The sequence below is a fragment of the Litorimonas sp. WD9-15 genome (assembly GCF_050271975.1).
Taxonomy (GTDB): Bacteria; Pseudomonadota; Alphaproteobacteria; order Caulobacterales; family Maricaulaceae; genus Litorimonas.
In genome coordinates this window covers 218,791-244,212 of sequence record NZ_CP189850.1, presented here as the reverse complement: position 1 = coordinate 244,212, position 25,422 = coordinate 218,791, and the positions used below count along the sequence as shown (strand labels likewise).

The window sequence follows — 25,422 nt, the reverse complement described above, 5'->3', positions numbered from 1 at the left end:
TTGCCGTGAGGTTATGCTAAGACGCATTGTAAAAAAATGAAAAAATATACAAATATTTACAATATTCGCACGAATACCAATGCAAATTTATGAAAGTCTGCTGTTGAAGATGAATAAGCGCCTAGAACATATCGCGATTATTGGCGGCGGCTCCGCCGGTTGGATGAGCGCCGCTGCGCTCGCGAATGCGGTGGGGTCCGGGTGCAAAATTACATTGGTGGAGTCGGAATCAATTGCGCCTGTCGGGGTGGGTGAAGCCACGATTCCGCCTATTCGCCATTTCAATGCGCGGCTCGGAATAGATGAAGCGACTTTTATCCGCGAGACCAAGGGCAGTTTCAAACTCGGGATTGAATTCGCAGATTGGCGTGTGAAGGGCGAAAGCTATTTCCATCCTTTCGGAAATTACGGCGCAGAATTTGATAGCGTGCCTTTCTATCAATATTGGATTCGCGAGCATTTGGCGGGTAATGTGAAGTCACTGGATGAGTTTACATTGGCTTGGATCGCCGCTCGTGAGGGCCGTTATGAGCCGCCAATGCGGGACCCGCGTAATATCCGGTCGCGGCATGATTACGCCTATCACTTTGACGCCGGACTCTATGCGCAATTCCTGCGGCGCTATTCCGAAGCGCGTGGTGTGACACGGATTGAAGGGAGAGTTTCCGGCGCCAATCTTCGTCCGACTGATGGTCATATCGAAAGCGTCAAGCTGGATGATGGGCAGGAGATTTCTGCTGATCTCTTTATCGACTGCACGGGGTTTTATGGATTGCTGACCGAAAAATATCTGGAAACAGGATATGAGGCTTGGTCGCATTGGTTGCCCTGCAACCGCGCGGTCGCCGCGCCCTGCCATCGGGATGAAACCCCGATCAAGCCTTATACAATTTCAACGTCGAAGACGGCGGGTTGGCAATGGCGTATCCCGCTGCAACACCGGATTGGCAATGGTTATGTTTATTGCGATCAGTTCCTTTCGCCGGAAGACGCGGAAGCGGAATTGATTGAGAGTTTGGAAGCGGAGCCTGCCGCACCGCCGAAACACCTGAAATTCACCACGGGTATGCGGAAGAAATTCTGGCATAAAAACTGCGTCGCGATTGGGCTCTCTGCGGGGTTCATGGAACCACTGGAATCGACCTCACTCCACCTTATCCAATATGCCGTCATGCGCCTCGTCGCGATGTTGCCGGATCGGGATATGTCGCCACTCCTGGCGGAGGAATATAATAAACTCACCCGCGCGGAATATGAGCGTATTCGAGATTTCCTCGTCCTGCATTATCACGCGACAGAACGCGACGACACGCCGTTCTGGCGGCACTGTCAGCAGATCGAAATTCCGGACAGTCTGGCTTACAAAATCGCGCAGTTCCGGGAGAACGGCATGATCGTTTCCGATGAACGGGAGTTGTTTCACAATCCAAGCTGGATCGCCGTTTATATCGGGCAGGGCATTATTCCGAAACGTGCGCCGACGGGCTCAACATTACGCGATGATGTACCCGTGGCGCAGCGTCTGGATCAGATTCATGCGGCGATACGAGAAGGTGCAGCCGCCATGCCGGAACATGAGGCTTATATCCGGCAATTAATTAACTAGGCCGCACCGCCGCCGCGACATAATCCTGATGCGCGGGCAGGGGTGTCACACTCTTCTCGATGAGTGTTTTCACGCTGCCGAGAAAGTCCGAAAGCTGCTTCTCATCCAAGCGGTCCGCCATGGGATGATAGCCTGATGGCATCAGGTTTTGCCCGACCATAACCTGTACCCAACTGCTCTCGCGGAACAGGTCTTCGGGATCGTGATAAATTGTGCCGTTCTGCGCAAAGAGGTCCATCTTCGCCGTGAGGCTGTCCGGTACCTCCATATTGCGGCAGTAACGCCAGAACTCTGTATCATCCCGCTGGGTCAGCTTGTAATGCAGGATCAAGAAGTCCCGCACCGTGTCATATTCTTTCCCAATGAGGCGGTTATATTCATCAATCTGAGCCTGTGCGAAATCACGGTTCGGGAAGAGTTGGATGAGACGCGAGACATTGGATTGAATCAGGTGAATCGAGGTGGATTCGAGGGGTTCCAGGAATCCGCTGGCGAGCCCTAGAGACACACAATTCTTATGCCAAAATTCTTTCCGCCGTCCGGTGGTGAATCGCAGATGTTTCGGGTCGGCCGTTGGCGCACCGTCCAGATTATCCAATAAGGTTTGTGTGGCGCTCTCCTGATCAGTGAATCCGTCGCAATAGACGTGCCCATTGCCGGTGCGGTGTTGCAACGGAATTCGCCATTGCCATCCAGCCTCATGCGCCGTGGCTTTTGTATAGGGCAGCAATGGGGTCGTGCTTTCGCAGGGAATGGCGACGGCGCGGTTGCAGGGCAGATAGTGCGACCAATCCTCATATTGGACCTTTAAGGCATCCCCAATCAGAAGCCCGCGAAATCCGGAACAGTCAATAAAAAGGTCGCCCTTAACGATCTTTCCACTCTCCAGTGTAACGGATTGAATATATCCGTTTTCTGGATTGAGCTGCACGGTTTCGACTTTACCTTCCGTCCGGGTGACGCCGGCTTTCTCGGCATAGCGGCGCAGGAAAAGCGCATATTCGCCCGCATCAAAATGATAGGCATAGGCCAGGCCTGTCATGGACGTCTTTCCGACGCGTTCCAGGTGCGCGAATTTATGGGCATAGGCGGCACGGTGATGAAGCGAGTGATCCCAGAGCGAACTCTCCGTGCCGGACAGAACACTGCGCAGCCAGTAATGGTGGAAGTGCAGATTGGTTAAATTGATCCCGGCATCGCCAAATGTGTGCAGATAGCTATCACCCTTCCGACCCCAATTATTGAACTCGATCCCGAGTTTAAACGTCGCCTTTGTGGCGCGCAGAAATTCCCGCTCGTCAATGCCAAGTACACCATTTAAACGGCGGATTTGTGGAATCGTCGCCTCGCCAACGCCGACCGTGCCAATCGCATCGGATTCAATTAGTTCTATATCGACCACGGCACCGAGTAGTTTGGACAACGACGCCGCCGCAATCCAACCCGCGGTCCCGCCGCCGACAATGATAACTTTTTTGATAGGCGCGTGGTCAATCATAAAGGCTTTCTAATTAATTATTCCGCTCATGTCCCGTGACAATCGGACACAAAAAAGCCCGCCGGACCAAAAGGTCGGCGGGCAAGGTGTCGATCGGGATCGTGATCGAATTCTTTAGAACTTCTTGGCAACCGTGAAGTTGAATGTCCGGCCATAAGTTTCGTAGCGGGAGACGAAAGTCTCGCCGGGGAAATCAACGAGGTCGTTCTCTGTCCGGAAAGGCTCATCTGTCAGGTTATAGCCTTCGATATTGACCGAGAACCCTTCCAAAGCGCCGCTCTGGAATTCATATCCAATTTGCGCATCGACAAGTGTCTCGGATAGCGCTTCCGCGCCGTTCAAAGATCCGTCAAATTCTTGGACTTCCGAAAGGAAACCGTCGCGGTAACGCACATTGACACGGGCTTGCAGACCGTTGGCTTCGTAATAGACGCCGCCGGATGCGACATTTTCAGAATAGCCCGGAATACGAATACTGCGACCGTTCTCATCTTCAATTTCACTCTTCGTGTAAGAGTAATTGGCGTTGATACCAAAGCCTTCCAAGCTATCGACGAGAGCTTCTAATGGGAAGCGTAGATTGCCTTCAAAACCTGTCACGTCGCCGCTTTGGAAGTTGCCTGGTGCACCGACCGTTGTCACAGCCGATGTCGGGTTTGCATTCACAAACGCCTGACCGAGGATGTTCACCGCTTGCTCTTCAGATGTCACGACAGTCGAGCCACCAATGACATAATCCGATAAGTCTTTGTGGAAGACGGCAAGAGAAAGCTCGCCCGTATCACTAAAGAAATGCTGTACGGCGAAATCATAGCTTTCCGCTTGATAAGGCCGCAGGAAGGGGTTGCCGCCACCAAAGCCGAGGCAAACCTGACCTGCGCCGGGATTGAAGGCTTCCGCGTTATATTCACGAACGCCGTCACCGTCTTCATCCGGACAAACAGTATTGTTGAAACCAAATCCTTGGTTGGCTGCCAACTGATCCAAACGCGGGCGCGAAATTGTTTCAGCCGCCGCAAATCGAACATATGTATTATCGACGACTTCGACAGAGAGGTTCAGGCTTGGCAGAACTTCTGTGTAAGTCTCCGTGACCGTCTGCTCTTGGGAAGGCGCGCCTTCTGGGAAAGCGAGCGTACCTGTGGATTCTTGCTCAACATCCTGAACTTGGACGCCAATATTACCTGTGACGGGCATATCACCGATATTGAAACCGACATTTGCCATCGCGAAATATTTCACAATATCTTCTTCGACGGTCCAGGCAGTGGAATTGGCCGGATCCACAATATAGGTTCCGTTATCAATCAAGCTGGCGGGATCGTAAGCCAGAATATCAAGACCGATTGAACCTGAATCTGTCGCGCCCTCAATCGAATCCGCAGGAATTGGAGCTTCACGGTCCTCGTTAAACCCTGTGCCCGCACGCAAGAAAGCCTCATTCGAATTAAAGGACTTTTCGCGGTTCGTGATGATGGCACCAGCTCTAATGGACTCAACCCAATCCAGCTCGATATCATATTCAGCTTCGAGGCGGATGGCTGTCAGTTCATCCCCAATCTCAGGCTCTTTAATAAAGCCGACTTGGCCCCAGCCGCCCGGATCGGCGAGTAGGACTGTGTTTGGATCTGTGTAATCACGGCCCGCATTGATGGTGTAATCACCTTCTTCAGGGAAGGTGAAGGTTAGCGTATCCAAGACATCCGCATTGCCGGATCCGATAATGCCTGTGCCCGTACCGGCATAGGATTCATAATCAATATCGTTACGATCCAATTCGGAATAGGACAGATCACCCATGACGCGGAAACGATCTGAAACGTCATAAGTTGTGTTCAGGCCAATCGCGAAGATTTCCGCCGTATTACCTTCTGTATCCGTTCTCAGGATTGGGCCGACATTATTATAAGTCGCGGATGTTGCGAAAGGACCGGAGCCATTGACTTGACCGACTTCCGCACCCGACCAAGAGGCGAGGGGTGTTTCAACACCGCGGAAAATACCCGTATCCTCATAGTCTGAATAATAGGCATCAAGTGTGGCCGCAAAACGATCTGTCGGTTCAAACTGCAAGGCACCCGCAATAGATGTGCGTTCGAAATCACGTGAGACAACACCGGAACGCGGGTTATCCGTTGGGAAAACCACACCGTCTTCAGTTGCGCCAACCTGAAATTGGTTTGTCTTCAATTCACGGGAGAAAAACTGCGTTGGATTGGACTGATGTGTTACACCGACGGACCAACCAATTGTGCCATCCGCATTTTGGTCAATATAAGATCCGAAGAGGCGATATCCGTCAGCGCCGAAATCCGGGTTCAAGTCGCCATTATCATTGATGACATATTTGCCTGAAACGTTGAACTGGCGATCAGAGTAATCCAGCGGCTTCACCGTTTGAAGATCAACAGCACCCGCAATACCGATGGCGGCCAGCGCTGCATCAGGCGTTTTATAAACGAGACCCTTGGCAATCAGCTCTGACGGAAACTGATCAAATTCGATACCCCGGTTATTACCGGCGGAAACCTGTTCGCGACCGTTTAGAAGTGCGACCGAGAAATCCGGACCGAAACCGCGAATGGAGATGGCTTGCGCCCGGCCCCGGACACGTTGTGCCGTGACGCCCGGCAAACGGGCCAATGTGTCGGCGATGGAAATATCAGGCAATTTACCAATGTCTTCGGCTGTAACGGCTTCGATGATGGAAGAGCTGTCTTTTTTCAAAGCCAGGCTATCTTTAATGGACTGGCGAATACCTGTTGAGACGACGATATCTTCGTCTTCTAAGTCCGCATCCTGCGCGAGGGCAGCTTGGCTGAGTGAAAGTATGAGAGCGGCTGCGGCTGATCCTGCAAGCAGATTCCGTTTGGCGGATGACTTAAATGACATGGGTTCCCTTCCCGAATGGGGTTTGCGTTTTATCGCGTTTTTGTTTTCAGCCCTTCAATCACAGACGGAATTGGGGCCATTGATGTGTTTATAAAACTTTTTGTAATGTTTTTGCAAATAAATTTAAAAATTATACAGAGAATTGCACTGATATGTTGCAAGAATGTCACGCGACATATTATAAGTAACTGAAAAATATATATATTATACTTTTTTACATTCAATTTCACATAAAATTCTATGCAAAAATTAATGCAAAAGTTTACATTAGGCTTTCCATCTGTGATTTTTGGTCTTAGGGAAATAGGATAATAAGGGAGACACGCCTGATATGCGCCATAATAAAAATCGTATCCGTCAATCATTATCTGGCAGTGCCGTAGCTCTGACCCTCTTTCTGGCAGGATGCTCCGCGCAAACAGCGCAGACTGAAGGCGGGCCGAATGCGATGGAAGCGGCACTAAACCCGATTGCGGCGCTGGACGCCAAGATCAATCCTGATTTTGTCGCGCCGGATGTCACCGTCTCCGCTGCGAGCAAACCTGACTTTGGCGATTACCTTACGCGTCCGCCAGAAGATGATGTTGTCTATTTCATGTTGCCGGACCGTTTTGAAAATGGCGACCCGTCCAATGATACGGGCGGCTTTGGCGGCGATTATTTGCAGCATGGGTTCAAGCCCGATCATAAAGGTTTCTACCATGGAGGGGACCTTGTCGGGCTGACCTCGCGTCTGGATTATATTAAAGACCTCGGCGCGAGCGCCATCTGGCTCGGACCGATCTACAAGAATAAACCCGTCCAAGGCGAAGGTGAGGGCGCAAGCTCTGGCTATCACGGTTATTGGATTACTGATTTCACGTCCGTGGACCCGCATCTAGGCACGAATGCGGAGCTCAAAACCTTTGTTGATGAAGCCCATGCGCGCGGGATGAAAGTCTATCTCGATATCATCACGAACCACACGGCGGACGTCATTAATTTCCGCGAATGTCATGATCCTGACTATGACGGCGCGGACAAGCAGACGGACGGATGTCCCTATCGCTCCGTCGCGGATTATCCTTACACAACACGTGGCGGTATAGACGGCGAGACAATTAATGCAGGATTTCTCGGCGATGCACCGGTACACCAAACGGCTGAGAATTTTGCAAAGCTGACGCGGCAGGATTACGCCTACACGCCCTTCATTCCGGCGGGCGAGGAAGATGTGAAGACTCCGGCCTGGCTCAATGATCCGCGCTTTTACCACAATCGCGGCAATACGACATTTGCGGGCGAGAATTCGCTCTATGGTGATTTTGTCGGGTTGGATGATCTCTTCACCGAACATCCCGAAGTCGTGGATGGCATGATCGATATTTTCAAAGGCTGGATTACGGATTACCGCATGGACGGTTTCCGCATTGATACGACACGGCATGTGAATCCGGGATTTTGGCAGCAATTCTTGCCGGCGATGAAAGAGCATGCGGCGGCGGAAGGGATTCCGAATTTCTATATGTTCGGTGAAGTCTATGATCCTGACCCGGGTGCATTGGCCCGTTTCACGCGGGTCGATGGATTTGACCAAGTTCTCGATTTCGGGATGCAATCCGCCGTGTTTGAAACTGTCTCGGGCAAACAACCCGCCGTGCGCTTGGATACCTTCATACGCGCCGACGATCTCTACGGCGATGCGACGAAAAAAGGCCGGACGCAGCCGACCTTTGTCGGAAATCACGATATGGGTCGTTTCTCCGGCCTGCTTAAAAATGCGATGCCCGGTATCTCGCAGGATGAGCTCTTTGCCCGCACGCGGTTGGGGCATGAGCTTCTTCTGACATTACGCGGTGTGCCCGTGATCTATTCGGGTTCGGAACAGGGTTTTGTCTCTGATGCGAATGACCAACTCGCGCGGGAGAATATGTTTCCGTCAAAAGTTGCGGCCTATAATGACAATGACCTTATCGGCACGGATGCGACGACGGCAGAGTCAAATTTCGATATGGACCATCCGCTCTATCGGACGATCTCCGCACTCTCCGCCGTGCGACGTGAGCTACCTGCGCTCTCACGCGGTGAGACGGTAGTACGTTTGGCCGAGATTGATGGTGGGCTCTTCGCCTTTTCCCGCTTTGATCCCGACACAAACCGCGAAGTTCTAATCGTTGCGAACATGGACAGTGTCGCGCGCGACGCGAATATCCGGATTGATGCGGCGACCACGGTATTGAACCTCGCCTATGGTCCCGATGTCGGCGCAAAAGTGCCGGCTGTGGCCACGGCCTCCGTTTCTATGCCGGCTCTGTCCCTTGTTGTGCTAACGGGTGACAAACCCGCCCTGCGCCCTGCCGGAGAATAGCGTTTCGATGACTGATACAGGGATGACATCAACCGTCGTTGAAGCAGAAACTGTCTCGCAGGACAGTCCTGAAACGGTGTGGTGGAAGGGCGCGGTTATCTATCAAATTTACCCGCGCAGTTTTCAGGACAGCAATGGAGACGGTGTCGGCGATTTGGCGGGCATTATTGACCGCCTGGACCATGTAGCCTCCCTCGGCGTGGACGGTGTCTGGCTCTCGCCCTTCTTCACCTCACCCATGGCGGATTTCGGCTATGACATTGCGGATTTCACGGATGTGGATCCAATCTTTGGCACGCTCGCTGATTTTGACAGGCTGATCGCGAAAGCCCATGGACTGGGTCTGAAAGTCATCATTGATCAGATTTATTCTCACAGCTCGGACCAACATAAATGGTTCGAAGAATCACGTCAGTCCCGCGACAATCCCAAAGCGGATTGGTACGTCTGGGCAGATGCGAACCCTGACGGCACGCCGCCCAATAATTGGCAATCCGTTTTCGGCATGGGCGCGTGGCAATGGGATGCGCGGCGCGCACAATATTATCTCCATAACTTCCTCGTTGAACAGCCGGATCTGAATCTACATCATCCGGACGTTCAAAATGCGATATTGGATGTCACGCGGTTTTGGTTGGATCGGGGCGTTGACGGGTTCCGATTAGACGCCCTGAACTTTGGTATGCACGACACCGAATTGCGCGATAATCCGGTCGAGACGGTCTTTAAACGTCCCCCGACCCGTCCCTTTGATTTCCAACGTCATACCCGGTCTATGAGCCATCCTGACATTGTCGGCTTTATCGAACGCGTTGCCGCCGTCATCAATGAACGGGACGGATGTTTCACCGTCGCGGAAGTGGGCGGACCGTTCCCGTTGGAGGAGATGAAAGCCTTCACCCAAGGCGATGAGCGGTTGAACTCCGCCTATAATTTCGATTTCCTCTATCTCGAAAATCTCACGGCCGAGAATATCCGGTCCACACAGGCCGACTGGCCGAATGAAACGGCGGGCGAAGGCTGGCCGAGCTGGGCCTTTTCCAATCATGATGCGCCGCGCGCGATTTCGCGCTGGGCGGGGGATTGCGATCTCGACCATTATGCGAAACTCATTGCGCTCTTGCTGATGTCCTTGCGCGGAAATGTTTTTGTCTATCAGGGTGAAGAGCTGGGCCTGCCACAAGCCGATGTCCCCTATGACCGTCTCGTTGATCCGGAAGCGATTGTGAACTGGCCGGAAACGCTGGGCCGTGACGGCGCACGCACACCGATGCCGTGGCGCAATGACGGGAATGATCTGGCAGGCTTCTCCACAGTCGAGCCGTGGTTGCCGATGACGGAACCCCATGTCGATCTGGCCGTGAGTGCGCAGGAAGAGAACCCGAATTCGGTGCTGAATTTCTACCGCGAGGCGATTGCTCTGCGTCGTCAATGCCGCGCCCTTCGCGAAGGCCGCATTGATATATTGAAGACGTCAAAGGACCTATTGGCATTTACCCGCCGCGAGGGCGCGGAAGCCAAAATATGTATCTTCAATCTGACGGATAAGTCCTTGGAATTAAATATTCCATTTGGCGAGATTTTCATTCAAGTCGGAGAACACTCCAAAGACGGACAATTACCGGCCTATAGCGGTTTCATCGCCGCGCTCTAAGCACCGCAGCTTTCTCGCACAATGACATCGGTCGGTAATCGTTCAGATGTCATCTCGCCGCCGCCCGCGGAATTAATTAGCTTGCTGACCATTAACCGTCCGGCACGACTCAAATCCTGACGAATAGTCGTCAGGCCCGGACGGGAATAGCGCGCGAGCTGGATATCATCATAACCAATGACCGCCACGTCATCAGGTACGCTCATCCCGCGATTCATCAGCCCGCGTATCGCGCCCAGCGCAATCGTATCGGAACTACCAAAGATCGCGTCGAATTTCACGCCTTGGGACAGCAACGCGTCGACAGCCGTTTCCGCGCTCTCAATTTCAAAATGCGCGGCGGAGACGAGGTCAGGGTCAAATTCCAAACCCGCTTGCTCCAAGGCCTGTTTATAGCCGTCAAACCGTTGCCCGATTTCCGGTGCGTCCGTGTCGCCGAAAAACGCAATCCGTTTGCGCCCCAATCGCGCGAGATGGGCCGTCGCCCGCCGACCGCCACGAATATTGTCCGTGCCCACAGACGGGTATCTCTGCCCCGGCAATTGTCCGCCCCAGACGATGAAACGGTTTTCGTGCTCGGCCAGTCTGTTCAGACGATCATGGAGGAAACTCTGGCCCAGAAAAATGACGCCATCACTTCGGTTCGTTGCAATTAATTTTGAGAGGTCATCATAGCTCTGCGGTATGGCGTGACTGACGAGGAAGTCACATTTAATCTCCCGCGCGGCTTCGCCAATCCCGCCAAGAAGCTCAAGAAAAAACGGGTCCTGCAACCATCCCTCCCGCCCCTGTGGTCGTGGTATGACGATAGAAATCGTCGCCACCGCGCGGTCCAGCGCGGAGGGCATGTTTGGGCGAAAGCCGTACCCCTGCTCCCGCGCGAGTTTCCAGATGCGCCGCTTGGTCTGTTCATTGACGGCGGGGCTGTCATTTAAAGCCCGCGAGACGGTCGCGATGGACACGCCCGCACTCGTCGCAAGATCTTCAAGGCGGACGGATTTAACCATTAGGCTTTGATATCCTTATAAGGCACAAACATGAGCAGGATCGCTCCCAGTGCCATGACGACACCGCCGAGGATGAGCGCGTTTGCAACCTCTCCTCCCAGTAACGCTTTGACCACAAGCGCCATGACCGTGGCAACAATGATTTGCGGCAGGACGATAAAGAAGTTGAATATGCCCATATAAATGCCCATTTTTTCAGCAGGCAGCGCTTCGGCGAGAATGGAATAGGGGAGGACGAGAACCGAGGTCCAGGCAATGCCGATCAGGATAGCACTGATCGTGAATTTCGTCCCAAATATAGCGAATGGCGCGAAACCAATTTCACCGAAACTGATCTCAGCCAATCCATCGCCCATAAATTGCCCAATCGGCAGGAGCGCCATGAGCGCTAGTCCCAAGCCACCACATAATAGGCCGAATCCATATGTCGGCTTTAATCCAAATATACGCCCCATCAATGGAAGCATTACAGCATATCCAATCGGGATGAGGTTATAGACCCCGAACATGCCGTAAACGGAATTTGCGGCGGCGTCATAGGCGGCAGAGCCCGCATCTTCCGTCCCGAATTTCGACGCGGCAATGGCGGGCACAGTGTATATCCACATGATGAAAAAGGCGAACCACGACGTGAATTGGACCGCCGCCAAGCGCTTCATGACGGTCGGCATGGCGACAAGATCGGCCAAGACATCGCCAATCATATGTCCGCGTCTCGCGCCCATCAGGGCATTGAGGCCGAAGAGGACCGTTGCGACGGCCATCAAGCCGATGAAAATCGAAAAGGACCGTTTGGCATTTAAATAGTCGGCTTCCGCCAAAGTGCTGGATGTCACCATGAAGATCAGAGAGCCGAGCGTCGCAAGGCCAAAAACAATCGCCAGTTTCCAGAAGGTGGACGGCGCAGCATCCGGCTTTTCCAATTCTGCGCGACGGGCTGCTGCGAGGTTCGTGTCCTCATTCTCCTCAAAAGAAGCTAATTCTTCCGAACTATATTCTTTCGAGAAAAACACTGTGATGAGAACCGAGAGCAGCAAGAGGCCCGCCCCAATAAAAAAGGCGAGTTTCACATGTTCCGGAATGCCTTCGCTCGTCGCAACGGCTTCGCCGGGGGAGAGCCAGGCGGGCAGGTTTGAGCCAACAAATCCACCAATGCCGATCATCACACCTTGCGCGGCGTAACCCACAGTCTTTTGTTCGGAATTGAGGTTGTCGCCGACAAAGGCCCGAAACGGCTCCATCGAAATATTGAGCGCCGCATCCAATATCCACAGCGATCCTACCGCCAGCCAGAGGACGGGAGAGGTCGGCATGAAAATGAGCGCTAGCGTCGCAAGAACTGCACCCGCCAGAAAGTAAGGTCTACGCCGGCCGAAACGCCCCCATGTCCGGTCCGAAAAATACCCGACAATCGGTTGAATGACGAGGCCCGTCAGAGGAGCCGCCAGCCACAGTACGGGAAGATTATCGACATCAGCACCAAGCGATTGAAAAATTCGCGACGCATTCCCGTTCTGCAACGCAAATCCGATCTGTAATCCAAAAAACCCAACCGCCATAGTGATGATGGACAACAGGCTCATCATCGGCTTTTGTAATTTTTCGCGCGCGCCTATTGCGCCTGTCTGTGCCGTCACGTCCATGATAATCCCCTTTTGCAAATTTCTGCAATTTTTTCATTTTATTACATGGGGGGTGTGCGATTGTCGAGGGAAACTATCCCCAATGTGTTTCGCGGTAATTCATCAAATCGGGGCCTTGCAACTCACGGGTTTGGTTGCCCATGCGAACATAAAAACAGGTTGGATTTCCACCCGATTTAGGCTTGCAGAAAATGGGTGCAGGTGAAGGTCTGACTGTAATGCGGCAGAGGTCTTTCCCTTCTATTTTTTCATAGTTGATGTGTATAAATCCAGCGGAGGTCTGCGAGAGGTGATTTTCAAATAATTGTCGCAGAAATAATTCATGCCCGTCCTGGTCTTGTTTTTTCGAGAGCGTTGCATAGTCATTTTCAAGGCCTAAAACCTCACCATCGTCATCAACACCTATGACGAGAATGCCACCCTCAGCATTTGCAAATCCTGTAACCGTCTTAATAATGGCGTATTCAATATAGGCCTCTTGTTTTTTGGAACGATAACAAAATCTGGCACTGGATTTAAACTCTATACGGTTATTCTCACCGCGCTTGATGTAATCGCGTAAGGACAAGGTCTCGTTTTTCTGAGTTTCATCAATGGCGATTTTATCAAACGCAATTTGAACAACCGAGGCGATGAGCTTTCGTCGTTTGGATTTGAACAATCCGTAATCCATAGTCTCCCAACCGAGGGGCAGGGCATGATATCCCATATGGCGGGTCAGTTCGGCTTCGGAAAACCCATCCAGCATTTTGGGCCAATAGTCTTCCGGGGCATGCGCGCCGGCCTTCATGTTTTCTGGCCAATCGACATAGGCCATATTGGCAATCGCATTCCGTTCTGATCTATCGCTGACGCCCTGTGACTTTAGAAAAGCGACTGGGAAAAGGTGATGACGCTCGACAGATCGCACCGTCTGCGTACCGGGGTCTAGTAAGTCCCGCATCCGAATATTTGAGAGCAGGGCTGGCGCGTCTTCCACAACTAGTGCGGCGGCATAGGCCGACATGGCCGGAGATTTGCCGGACGAGGAATCGAGGAGGTTGGGAAATGAAATGGACCAGAAATCCTGTGTGAAACTATCTTCTATGATAGACTCCAAGAGCTTTTCAAACGCTTCAGCCGATGTCCCCTCACTGGCAAATGCCCGCAGGTCAGCATCTAATGTGGACTCTGTGCTGGATGTATAGCGACTCGTTGTGCTGACCATGAAAAACCAGCGCGCAATTATTTTTCGAAGTTTGGAATAATCCAAGCCATGTTTAAGCTTTCCAATGAGCCAAGCGACATAGGTCAACATCACGGTGTTCCCGGATGAGATCATGGACGCATTTCGAAAACCTGCGAGGTTTAGGCATTTTAAAAATTCATGCCAATGGGTTAGATTCAAGACATGATCTAAAGTTGTTTCCAATTTTTCAAACTGTACTTGCCTGTCATGACTATCTGTTTCCAGATCTCCAACTGTTTTACCCAGTAAAAGACGATAGACGGCGGACATTCGTCCCAGATTAAATGCCAGCGCGACCGCCACTCGAAGTAACTGTTCAGGTTTGGGATCTATGAGTGCATTTGCCGGGCTGGGTTTTCCGGAAGTCGGCTTGACAGCCGACTTGCAAAAAGCCTCAAGTTTTACACGCGACTCTTCCGCATTGACAGACATGAGTGTCATAACAAAGTCAGATTGCTTAAGCGGCGTTCCTTTTGAATTGATACGGACAAAAATATTCGCAACTTCTTCGTCTTTCGCATGCGACATGAGTTCTACGACTTGGAACTCGAAATTTCTTAAATTGCGCACGCGTTCTATCGCACGTTCAATATTCCCGCGTGCATTGCCGAGATCTCCGCCTCTAGCTATTTTTAGTCTTTTAAAGAACGAGTCGCGATATTCATAATATTCTTCTGTCCAGAGTTCCGTGACATTTGGTATCCATTCCGCGCTACGCTGATTGGCGGCGTTAGAGACTTCAAATTCTTCACGGGCGGGATTGAACGCAATTTTAATGGGCCGCGATTTAAACTGCTTATCTAAAACGTTCTCCCCTGTCAGGATTGCATAGAGTGAGGTAAGACGCTGTTGTCCATCTACAATCAAATATTTTGTTGTGCGTTTACCTGTTCCGTCCCCGATTTTTTTGGCGCGTTCCGTTTGATCTGTTTCCCAGAACATCAGCGTGCCAATCGGATATCCGCGATACATTGAGTCCAGCAGGTCGCGTGATTTATATCCCGGCCAAACAAAAGGCCGTTGAATTTCCGGCAGGGCAATCACACCGCTTTTAATATCTGACACGATATTAGATAATTCGATGCGGACATCTTTATAGAGTGAAGCCATATATATTTTCCCCAAATTTAGTGGATGACCTCTGGTCGCATATTTGTTTAAAGCAATTTTCTATTGCGTAAATAAGAACCTCTAGATTTAAGCGCCTTGGCTCAACCGCATATTCACAACATCGAGAACTTCCAGAACAGCTTCGGGAATATTTGTCCCTGGCGGGAAGACGGCTTTTGCACCCATCTCTTTTAAGGTCTCGACATCTTCGGGCGGGATGACGCCGCCGACGATGATCAGGATGTCTTCGCGACCGCTGGCTTTTAGAGCATCCCGCAAGGACGGGACGAGGGAGAGGTGGCCCGCAGCCAGGGAGCTGGCCGCGATGACATCGACATCGGACGTGATGCCCAGTTCTGCTGCTTCTTCCGGTGTCTGGAACAGAGGCCCGATCACGACGTCAAACCCGATATCGGAAAAGGCCGTCGCAACGACTTTCTGGCCGCGATCATGGCCGTCCTGTCCCATTTTCGCGATCAGGATTTTGGGCTTGCGGCCTTCCAGTTCCGTGAAGGCGTCGATGCGGGATTTGGCGGTTTTAAAGGCCGGATTATTTTCATCAAAGGCACCGGAATAGACGCCGCGCACGCCGGCGGGTTTGGCCGTGAAACGGCCATAGACTTTCTCCAGCGCATCTGAAATCTCGCCAACCGTCGCTTTTTTCCGCGCCGCATCCACCGCGAGTTCGAGGAGGTTGCCTTGGCCTGTATCCGCGGATTTCGTGAGCGCGTCCAGCGCCTCCATCGTCGCCTGCGTATCGCGGTCAGCGCGGAGTTGGTTGAGCCGCGCGATCTGTCCCTGCCGCACTGTGTCATTATCGACCTTCAGGATTGGAATGTCGTCAGTCTCGTCTGAGAGATATTTGTTCACGCCTACCACCGTCTGCGCGCCGCTATCGATCCGGGCCTGAATCCGGGCGGCGGATTCTTCAATGCGAAGTTTCGGAATACCCGCTTCAATCGCGGCGGCCATCCCGCCCAGCGCTTCGACTTCGCGAATATGGCCAAGCGCTTTCGCGGCAAGATCATGGGTCAATTTTTCGACGTAATAGCTGCCTGCCCAGGGGTCGATCTGCTTCGTGTGACCGCCTTCTGTTTGTAGGAAAATTTGCGTGTTCCGCGCAATCCGCGCCGAGAAATCCGTGGGCAGGGCAAGGGCTTCGTCGAGCGAATTTGTGTGCAGCGACTGCGTCCCACCATCCACGGCGGCCATGGCCTCAATGTGGGTGCGGCCCACATTGTTGAAAACATCCTGCGCGGTCAGAGACCAGCCGGAAGTCTGGCAATGGGTGCGCAACATATTGGATTTCGGGTTCTGCGGATCAAACGCGCCGATCAGTTGCGCCCAAAGAAGTCGTGCCGCGCGGAGCTTCGCCACTTCCATAAAATAATTCATCCCGACCGCCCAGAAAAAGCTGAGCCTCGGCGCGAAACGGTCAATATTCATCCCCGCCGCGAGACCCGTGCGGACATATTCCAACCCGTCGGCCAGTGTGTAGCCCAGCTCAATATCCGCCGACGCCCCCGCTTCCTGCATGTGATAGCCGGAGATCGAAATGGAATTGAATTTCGGCATATGGGTGGAGGTATGTTTGAAAATATCCTCGATAATGCGCAGGCTCGGTTTCGGCGGATAGATGTAGGTATTGCGCACCATGAATTCTTTCAGGATGTCATTCTGAATAGTCCCGGCTAGCTGTTCCTGTTTCACGCCCTGTTCCTCTGCGGCGGCTATATAGAGTGCGAGGACGGGCAGGACTGCGCCGTTCATCGTCATGGACACAGACATTTTATCCAGCGGGATCTGATCGAACAGGACCCGCATATCGTAAATAGAATCAATCGCGACACCCGCCATCCCGACATCGCCAGGGACACGCGGATGGTCTGAGTCATAACCGCGATGGGTTGCGAGATCGAAAGCGACGGAAAGACCTTTCTGACCCGCCGCGAGATTGCGGCGGTAGAAAGCGTTGGAGTCTTCCGCCGTCGAGAACCCCGCATATTGGCGGACGGTCCAAGGGCGCTGCACATACATGGTGGGATAGGGACCACGGAGGTAGGGCGCGAAACCGGGATGGGTGTCTGTAAAAGGCAGGGTGGAGGTGTCCGCCGCGGTGTAATTTGCGGCGATGTCGATGCCTTCAGGAGAAGTCCAAGCGGCGCCAGAGCGTGGAGCGGTTGTTGCCGAGCCGAGGTCGAGTTTAGTGAAATCGGGATAGGTCATGCCCGTACCTCCGGTACTTTCACACCCTCTGCAGAGTGCAGCGTGACGCCGAGAATGGGTTCGGCCCGCGCGTCCCGATCCCCCTGCGCTGTCGCAAGATCGGAACTATATGTGTCGCTATTGAGATAGGTTTCCACACCGCCAATGCGTTCAATATCTTGGAATTTCGCCCACGCGGCCTGCGCCAGCGCGTCCGTCATATGCTCATGCCAATAACTGCCATAGGCAGCATCAGTGACCTGTCCAAGATGGCTTTCCTCCATCATCAGCAATTGCATATTGCGGGCGATGCGATGTGCAAACGGCGTCGCCTTGCCGAGACCGTCCGTGAAGGGGCGGATCGTGATGACATCCGCACCGCCAATGACTGCGCCAAATCCTGCGCTCATAATCCGGAGGAGATTGGTCCACGCATCTGTCCTCTGCATCATCCGCCCCGAGGTCACCGCGTGTAGGGGAATGTTCGATCCATCGCCGCCAAAAGCTTCCGCAATGCGCAAGATCAAACGCCGCGCCGCGCGGAATTTTGTGATTGTGAGATGTGCGTCGCGGTCTGTAGAGAGGTCGATGGAAAGATGCCGACACATGGCGTCCACACCGTGGCGACGCATGGATTCCGCAAGAGAGGCTGCCATGACGGAGAGTGCCTGAACCTCCGTTCCGCCGGCCTCATGCACGTCGGACGGCGCGAGGCTCATCAATCGCCAGTTTTCGGGACAATCCGAAAGCACCGCCTGAACTGTGTTCGCATCCTCGAGCGGGCCGAGGCCGATTTGCAGATGCGCCGTTTGCAAATCCTTGATAGAGAGGGCCATGGCGAACCGCGCTGCATTTTCCGAATTCGGGGCAAATTGGAGGGGTACGAGGTCCGTATAAACGCCTTCCAGCAGACGTTTCAGGTCATTGCGATCTTTGAGTGTCGCGCCAGCTTCTATCCGAACCGCACTCGCGCCGCCTTTGAGATCTTCGAGCAATTGCCGGTTGGCACGGGCGAGATCGGGATCGCGGACCGGCGCTGCGATATGCCAGGCCCGACCTTCTAGCAGCGGCATATCCGTGCGTCCGAGAGCCGCCAAACCCTCCGGCAGATCGTCCGCCGTCATGAGGGGGCCGCGCGGCAGTCCGTCTTCCGTGGATTTGATCAACGTCGCGAAATCGGAGCCGCGCAAACCCTTTTCGACGAGGGCTTGCCAGGCTTCATCCGTGGAAGGCGGGAAATCATTGGCGAGGTTCAGGTCTGACATGGTGTGTGTTTACCGTGATGGGGCGGGGGTTCAACTTGTAACACTGCAAAGCTGTTGACGCGATTGTGAAAATTTCAGCGAAAATATTCGCGTGCCGTTCTTTATAAAGAACGATAAGTTTCCTATATAGAATATTGTAAAACGGCGTGCCTGCGTTTATGGGGCGCGCGACTTCTATAATTGCAGACGGAATTCCCACACCATGTCCAACGCCCCTACCGAGGAAAAAGTCCTGAGCGTCGAGCATTTCACCGACCGCCTTTTCTCCTTCTCCATTACGCGTCCGCCCAGTTTCCGTTTCCGCACAGGTGAGTTCATCATGATTGGACTGCCGAAAACGGAAGAGCAGAAACGCCCCATCATGCGCGCCTATTCCATCGCGTCTCCAGCTTGGGATGACAAATTGGAGTTCTACTCGATCAAAGTTGAAGACGGCCCGCTGACATCGCGTCTGCAAGCGATCAAAGATGGCGACACTGTTTTGCTGGGCAAGAAACCCGTTGGCACACTCGTCTTGGACGCGCTCCTGCCCGGGAAACGCCTTTGGATGTTCTCCACCGGTACGGGCTTTGCGCCCTTCGCCTCACTTGTCCGCGATCCGGAAACCTATGAGCGTTATGATGAAGTCATCGTGACACATACGTGTCGTGAAGCCGGAGAGCTTGAATACTCGCAACGCCTTGTCGATGATCTCATCAACGACCCGCTCGTGGGCGAGATGGTCGTTAATGAGGATGGCAGCCCGAAATTGAAATTAATCACGTCCCTCACGCGCGAAGATCATCCCCTGAAAGGTCGTATCACGACATTACTTGAAACCGGAAAATTGTTTGAGGTTGCGGGAACCGAGCCGCTGAATAAAGACACAGACCGCGTGATGATTTGTGGGTCAAAAGATATGATCGACGATACGGCGAAGCTCGTCGAGGGCTTCGGCCTCACCGAAGGCTCGAACAGTCAGCCCGCAGAATTCGTTGTCGAGAAAAGCTTCGTCGGCTAACCGCCAAACCCGCCCAGTGTGAGGAGCGAAACTCTGACGCCGATATTGGCATTATTTTGCAGGGCATCATTATTGAAGTTCTGATCAGTATATAGAACTTCCAGTAAGAGACAGTCATCACGATAGCCAAGGCCGAAGCTTTGGCGACGTGTGATATCTTCATCCAAATCGCGTGTGATGCGGTAACTCGCGCTGATTCTATCGGTAAGTCTGAATTGTAGGCGACCTGTTAATTCCTCTGGCGGCGCGTTGGGATTATCTAAAAATTGACGGCTGGCGCTGTTTAATCTGAAATAGCGTGCACCACCGCTGATCCATTTTGTTCTAAAGCCTAAGGATGAGTCGATCCGTGTGAGCTCCTTCGTGTCCTCATTATATCTTGCGCGGGTCCGCGAGCTGATGAGATCGCCCAGCCCGAATTGGAGTTCTCCGACAATATCAGATTGATCTCCCTCCAGACCAGATCCAATCAAATATCCACCATCCTCACCGGCAATGCCCTCAACGGCGAGACCGTCTGATTCGAGTGAAAAGGATTGTCCCACAAAGATGCTGGCATAGCTTTTTCGCCCCCAATCGGCGGTCACACTGCCGCCAATATCGGCGCGAAGACCTTTTTGCCAGAAATCAAATCCTGATGCTTTATTGGACTGCCAGAGCAGGGTCTGGTCCAAATCTACATTTCCTGCATCCTCTGTGAAATCAAATATGGCTGTCCCGTCTTCGCGTCTAAAACGGTCCAGCTTGGCATCGCCAAAACTTTGCGTCACTTGTATACGGGGTTCAAGAGTCCAATCAATTGGACCTGAGCTATTGATGAAAGGATAGCGTATGTCGACGCCGACTTGCCCGAGTGCGCGGTCTAATGTCTCAGATTCACCTTCCTCAGGTTCCAGGTCAAATGTGTCGATGCGCGCATTGGCGAAGGGTTTAACCTCAATACCGCCCGGGGCAATGAATGTCTTTAAATAGTCGAGACCAAATGTGCCCCGCGTATAATTTGAGCCTTCATTCCGCGTCAAAACGGTCAGGTTTCCATCGGCTTTCAACCGCCCGCCAATAACTGGATCAGTCATATAATGCTGTAGCTCGATGCGCGGGGCGAGGATGGGAAGCGTTCGGTCATTGATACGCGCAACTGTGAACGTGCCGTCTCCATCGTCAAGAATACGATCCCTCAAACCCTGAAACCCAACTGTTGAGACTGTCAGGCGGGTCGAGTCATTTTGACCGATCAAGAAAGCCTGAGTCGTATTTCGCTGTGACTCGCCTTCATAGAGTCCTTGCGTTTGACGTTGTGCGGATAATCCGTAACGGCGTAAATAATTGTCGTCTGTCGTCAATTGGACACCAAATCCATAAGTCCAGAAATCAGTTGGCGCAAAAAGCCCTTTTGCAAAAATGTGACTGCGCAATCGTTTGCCGACGGGGGCTCTGTCTGGATTTCTGAAAAGGTTCGGATCCTCAAAGGCATTTCCGTTTCTGTCGAAAATACTGCCATAGGTGAAACTGCCGTCAATCTCCACACGGCCCGAGTTAAACTGGCGGGCAAATTGATATTCCAGCAATGGATTGACCTTGCTGTAAATGCGCGGCGTGATCGTGGCCTCGGTATAATCATCAATCGCCCAATAATAGGGTGTTTGTGTGTTAAACCCCCTGGATTGAGAGTAGCCAGCAAAGGGCATGAGCAGGCCACTGGCCCGTTCCGCACTGGGGTCGGGGTGAGCCAGGTAAGGCGTGTAGAAAACGGGGATGCCGAACATCTCAATCGTAGCGTCCCGATATTGCACACTTCTTGAATTTTTATCCTGCGTGACCTGTCTGGCTTTGATCCGCCAAGACGGTTTTGGGTTTTCCTCACAGACTTCGCAAGCTGTGTAATAGGCGTTATAGAGCTCGACCTCGCCGTTCGCACCGCGGGCAACAAATCTTGCGGCTGTGACGCCGCCATCGGGCAGGCGCGCGACGAAATCAGTGGCGGTTCCGGTTTCCAGCTCATTGGAGATTTCGAGTTTATCCGCATATTGTGAACTGCCGTCAGATTGGATGAGAACGACATTGCCGGAGGCTATTATTTGACCGGTCTCAAGATTATAGACGACGCGATCCGCGCGTAGGGTTCGGTCCTGATATCGGCCTTCGACTTCGCCTGAGGCGGTTAAAATTCCCGTTGCCTCGTCATTGTCGAGCGTATCCGCTTCCAGATAGATGATATCGGGGTCCCGGAAGGGGCTATCCGCCGCGAGTTTTAGGTCGCTATCTGACTGCGTTAATTGGCCGATTTGTGCCTGGGCAGGTGTGGCCACCAGAACAGAACTGCCCAGAAATGTGGCCAAACATAATAATGTTCCAGTTCTTTTGGCCAAGTCTGAGATCCTCAATCGATTATACGCTGACCCACATCTTTCAGAGTCGATCCGTCAACGCCTTAGCGAAGCGATAAGCAGGGGTCTATGAAATTTGCCCTGATTTTAGGGTGTGGAGCGATTAAATATCGGCCATTTGCGCTTAATTCTTGAAACAGATGTGAACAATAACAGCTTCTGTTCCGTTTGGCCCTTAATCTGCATTTAGGACTCACAGTTGTAATGTTTCGCAGTCTATAGGATGAAATCTACCAAGACTGCCGTTGGGGACGGCGCGATACATACTGTGTTTCGCGCGAAAGAACGATAAAAGTGGGATCATGGCCAAGAAAAAAGAGACATTACCCGATGCGGATAGAACGGGCTTGCGTTCACCTGTCGGTGAGGCCCTGAATTCCGCGCGGGATGCCTTTACGGGTGTTTTGTTATTCTCGATTTTTGTCAACCTTCTGATGCTGACCGGGCCGATCTACATGTTGCAGGTCTATGACCGGGTTTTGCAATCCAACTCTATTCCAACATTGGTCGCGATCTCGGTGATTATGATCGTTCTCTATATTTTCATGGGCATATTCGATTTCCTCCGCTCGCGCGTGCTTGTGCGGGTGTCTCAAAAATTTGAAAACCTGATGACGGACCGTACATTTGCAGCGTGGCTGCGGGGCTCTGCCAAGGGCGGGAAGTCGGCACAATCCATGCCGCTCAATGATGTGTCCACGATGAAGCAATTTCTATCCGGCAACGGCCCGGCGACCTTTATGGATATTCCGTGGGCCCCGCTCTTCATCATCGTGATTTTTATGCTCCATTGGACGTTGGGTGTTTTGGCGGTTGTCGGCTCCGTGATTATGTTCACAGCCGCGCTGATCAATAATCGCCGGATGCGCAAACCGCTCGTTGAGAGCCTGAAAATGCGTCGCGTGGAACAGGCTTTCGCGATACAGGCGCAGCGCAATGCCGAAACCCTTGAAGCCATGGGCATGACGCCAAATATCCATCGCCGCTGGAAAGAATATAATGCGCAGGGCGGACAGGACGGACGCGATGCCTCTGACCGTCAGGGCGGTGCGACGGCCTTTACGAAATCCTTCCGCATGTTCCTGCAATCCGCCATGTTGGGTGCAGGTGGGGCGCTGGCTGTGAAAGGCATTATCACGCCCGGTGCGATGATTGCGGGCTCCATCATTCTGGGCCGCGCCCTCGCGCCTATTCAGCAAATCATTGGACAATGGCGCAGCTTTGGATCCGCACGCGACGCCTATACGCGCCTCAACGAATTTTATCTCGAAAACCCGGAATTCCAAGAGCCCACACAATTGCCCGCACCGGAAGGTGTTCTGACGATTGAGGGCGTGACAGCTGCCCCTCCCGGCGGGACAAAAGCCATTCTTGCAGGGCTGAATTTTGCGGTGAAGCCCGGCCAGGGCCTCGGCATTATCGGGCCGTCTGCGTCCGGTAAGTCGACATTGGCGAAACTCATGACGGGGATTTGGCGGCCACAGCGTGGGTCCATTCGTCTCGACGGCGCGACATTTGATCAGTGGGACCGAGAGACCATCGGAAAATATATCGGCTATCTGCCGCAAGCGGTCGACCTTTTCGACGGAACGATTGCTGAAAACATTGCGCGTTTCGATCCGCAAGCCTCTGATGAGGCCGTGGTGGAAGCCGCGAAATGGGCGGGCGTGCATGATCTCATCCTGCGTCTGGATGACGGCTATGATACCCGCGTTGGCCTGGGCGCGACGGTCCTGTCGGGTGGGCAGATGCAGCGCATTGCTCTGGCACGGGCGCTCTATGGCGATCCCGTTCTCATCGTCATGGATGAACCCAATGCCAATCTGGATGCTGAAGGGGACGCTGCTCTCACACGCGCGATTTCAATTGCGCGGAAGCGGTTGAAGACCGTCATCGTGATGGCGCATCGCCCGTCCGCCATTGCGGCGGTCGATCTGATCTTGTCGCTAAAAGACGGACAGCAGGAAGCGTTTGGTCCTAAGGATGAGGTGTTGAAAGCCCTGCGTGAGAAGCGGGCGCAGGAACGCGGCGAAGCGACTCCTACAGCTACGCCCACATCTGCAGAAAACTCTACGCCCCCAAAAGCACCGCCAAACACGCCAACCAAAAAAGGGCCGGGTCGCCCGCCTTTGGGTGTCGCGGCGGGCGGGCCCCGCGGCTTTATGCTGACCAATAATCCAACGCCGAAAAAGCCGAGTTCAAAAAAGACATCGTCTAAGACGAAATCCGATATCGGGGATGCTGCAGAATGAATATGATCCCCACAAATATGGCCCCTGAATCTGAGACTGAAAAAGATCCTTATCGCTCCTATCTCCTCTGGGGATTTGGCACGATTGCCGCACTGCTCATCGGCGTATTCGGGTGGTCCTTAATTGCCAAAATCAACGGCGCTGTCCTCGCAACGGGTATTGTCGAAGTGCAGGGCAAGCCCAAAACGATACAACATCTGGACGGCGGTATTGTCGGCGAGATTTTCGTTGAAAACGGGCAAACTGTCCAAGCGGGCGATGTGCTCGTCCGGCTCGATCCAACTATGCTCGACGTTAATCGCGAGATCGCCGATGTGCAGTTGAACGAAACACTGGCCCGCGTGACACGATTGCAAACGGAACGCGATGACCTGCCGACGATTACTTGGCCCGTGCAATTGCTTGAGGCCCAAGACCAACCCCGTGTGGGTCGTGCGATGAAAGGGCAAGAACGTCTGTTTGAGGCCCGTCGCGCCGCTGCGTTAGGGCAAGCGACTCAATTGCGTCAGCGGATTGCTCAATCTGAGGATCAAATCATCGGCTTGGAAAGTCTAACGCGGTCCAAGGAAAACCAGGCGATAAAAATTCGCGAAGAACTCGTCGCGAAACGCGAAATCATGGAAAAGGGATTTCTCGGAAAGCCCGCCGTGCTGGTATTGGAGCGTGAGGAATTTCGCCTTGAGGGTGACATTCAAAGCCATCAGGCCGAAATCAGCCGCCTGAAAAACTCGATTATGGAAACGCGCGAGCAAATCCGTCAACTCAAGCGGGACCGCCAATCAGAAATCCTGACCGAATTGCGGGATGCCGAACTGGAAGCCTCAGGCTACCGCGAACAACTCATTGCCGCGTCGGCACAATCGGACCGGATTGATATTACTTCTCCTGTGGCAGGTCGGGTTCACAATTTGGCCGTGACGACGGTTGGCGGTGTTGTCGCCCCCGGGCAGGAATTGATGCAGATTATTCCACTCGACGGAAAACTAATCGTCCTCGCCCAAGTCCTGCCGCAGGACATTGACCAGGTTTATGTGGGTCAGCCCACCCGCGTGCTTTTCTCGGCCTTCAACGCGCGCAAAACGCCGGAGCTTTATGGCACGGTCACGAAAGTCTCGCCGGACCGTCTGCTGGATCCCGCAACGGGATTTCCATTTTTCGAGGTAGAAGTGATTGTGCCCGAAGAGGAACTCGCGCGGCTCGATAGCAGTCTGACCCTCATACCCGGCATGCCGGCGGAGAGTTTTATGCAGACCGAGTCCCGCTCGGTTTTCGATTATCTGCTCAAACCCGCCACGGATGCGATGACGCGGGCCGGACGCGAGGAATAG

Annotated in this window: 14 protein-coding genes; 6 read left to right on the top strand and 8 right to left on the bottom strand. The window is 53.1% G+C overall.

The window, feature by feature from the left end; genetic code table 11:
• Positions 1–109 precede the first annotated feature (109 nt).
• Positions 110–1,606 carry a tryptophan halogenase family protein gene (locus tag ACP9M6_RS01180; protein WP_427452707.1) on the top strand — a complete coding sequence of 499 codons (1,497 nt, stop codon included), beginning with the start codon at positions 110–112 and terminating at the stop codon, positions 1,604–1,606.
• On the opposite strand, the gene ACP9M6_RS01175 is transcribed toward ACP9M6_RS01180, so the two are convergent.
• Together ACP9M6_RS01175 and ACP9M6_RS01170 are read right to left on the bottom strand one after the other, a co-directional pair.
• On the bottom strand, positions 1,599–3,104 hold the full coding sequence (locus tag ACP9M6_RS01175) for a tryptophan halogenase family protein (RefSeq protein ID WP_427452705.1): 1,506 nt from the start codon (positions 3,102–3,104) through the stop codon (positions 1,599–1,601). The two genes, ACP9M6_RS01180 and ACP9M6_RS01175, sit on opposite strands and share 8 nt — an antisense overlap.
• A 114-nt stretch (positions 3,105–3,218) precedes the next feature.
• Positions 3,219–5,996, bottom strand: a complete 2,778-nt coding sequence (locus ACP9M6_RS01170) for a TonB-dependent receptor (protein WP_427452703.1) — start codon at positions 5,994–5,996, stop codon at positions 3,219–3,221.
• A 331-nt stretch (positions 5,997–6,327) separates the two neighbouring features.
• On the opposite strand from ACP9M6_RS01170, the gene ACP9M6_RS01165 reads away from it, so the two are divergent.
• Together ACP9M6_RS01165 and ACP9M6_RS01160 are read left to right on the top strand one after the other, a co-directional pair.
• Positions 6,328–8,343, top strand: coding sequence for an alpha-amylase family glycosyl hydrolase (locus tag ACP9M6_RS01165; RefSeq protein ID WP_427452701.1), 2,016 nt, complete (start codon positions 6,328–6,330; stop codon positions 8,341–8,343).
• A gap of 22 nt (positions 8,344–8,365) precedes the next feature.
• Entirely contained in the window at positions 8,366–9,997 is a 1,632-nt protein-coding gene (locus tag ACP9M6_RS01160; RefSeq protein ID WP_427454735.1) for an alpha-amylase family glycosyl hydrolase, read from the top strand.
• On the opposite strand, the gene ACP9M6_RS01155 is transcribed toward ACP9M6_RS01160, so the two are convergent.
• From ACP9M6_RS01155 to ACP9M6_RS01135, 5 genes are all read right to left on the bottom strand, one after another.
• On the bottom strand, positions 9,994–11,004 hold the full coding sequence (locus ACP9M6_RS01155) for a LacI family DNA-binding transcriptional regulator (protein ID WP_427452699.1): 1,011 nt from the start codon (positions 11,002–11,004) through the stop codon (positions 9,994–9,996). The genes ACP9M6_RS01160 and ACP9M6_RS01155 overlap by 4 nt on opposite strands.
• The gene (locus tag ACP9M6_RS01150) at positions 11,004–12,647 is read right to left on the bottom strand and encodes an MFS transporter (protein ID WP_427452697.1); all 1,644 of its coding nucleotides are present in this window, start codon (positions 12,645–12,647) and stop codon (positions 11,004–11,006) included. Before ACP9M6_RS01150 ends, ACP9M6_RS01155 begins: the two co-directional genes overlap by 1 nt.
• Before the next feature lie 73 nt (positions 12,648–12,720).
• The gene (locus tag ACP9M6_RS01145; RefSeq protein WP_427452695.1) at positions 12,721–14,985 is read right to left on the bottom strand and encodes a GmrSD restriction endonuclease domain-containing protein; all 2,265 of its coding nucleotides are present in this window, start codon (positions 14,983–14,985) and stop codon (positions 12,721–12,723) included.
• An 87-nt stretch (positions 14,986–15,072) separates the two neighbouring features.
• Entirely contained in the window at positions 15,073–17,211 is a 2,139-nt protein-coding gene (gene scpA, locus ACP9M6_RS01140) for a methylmalonyl-CoA mutase (protein WP_427452693.1), read from the bottom strand.
• Positions 17,208–18,455, bottom strand: a complete 1,248-nt coding sequence (locus ACP9M6_RS01135; RefSeq protein ID WP_427452691.1) for a methylmalonyl-CoA mutase family protein — start codon at positions 18,453–18,455, stop codon at positions 17,208–17,210. The genes scpA and ACP9M6_RS01135 overlap by 4 nt, the downstream gene beginning before the upstream one ends.
• Positions 18,456–18,657: 202 nt before the next feature.
• On the opposite strand from ACP9M6_RS01135, the gene ACP9M6_RS01130 reads away from it, so the two are divergent.
• Positions 18,658–19,455, top strand: a complete 798-nt coding sequence (locus tag ACP9M6_RS01130; RefSeq protein WP_427452690.1) for a ferredoxin--NADP reductase — start codon at positions 18,658–18,660, stop codon at positions 19,453–19,455.
• Here the strand turns inward: ACP9M6_RS01130 and ACP9M6_RS01125 are convergent.
• On the bottom strand, positions 19,452–21,824 hold the full coding sequence (locus ACP9M6_RS01125; RefSeq protein ID WP_427452688.1) for an LPS-assembly protein LptD: 2,373 nt from the start codon (positions 21,822–21,824) through the stop codon (positions 19,452–19,454). The genes ACP9M6_RS01130 and ACP9M6_RS01125 overlap by 4 nt on opposite strands.
• Positions 21,825–22,144: 320 nt before the next feature.
• Between ACP9M6_RS01125 and ACP9M6_RS01120 the strand changes: the two genes are divergently transcribed.
• Together ACP9M6_RS01120 and ACP9M6_RS01115 are read left to right on the top strand one after the other, a co-directional pair.
• Positions 22,145–24,094: a type I secretion system permease/ATPase gene (locus ACP9M6_RS01120; protein WP_427452687.1), complete on the top strand. Its 1,950-nt coding sequence runs from the start codon at positions 22,145–22,147 to the stop codon at positions 24,092–24,094.
• Entirely contained in the window at positions 24,091–25,422 is a 1,332-nt protein-coding gene (locus ACP9M6_RS01115) for an HlyD family type I secretion periplasmic adaptor subunit (protein ID WP_427452685.1), read from the top strand. The genes ACP9M6_RS01120 and ACP9M6_RS01115 overlap by 4 nt, the downstream gene beginning before the upstream one ends.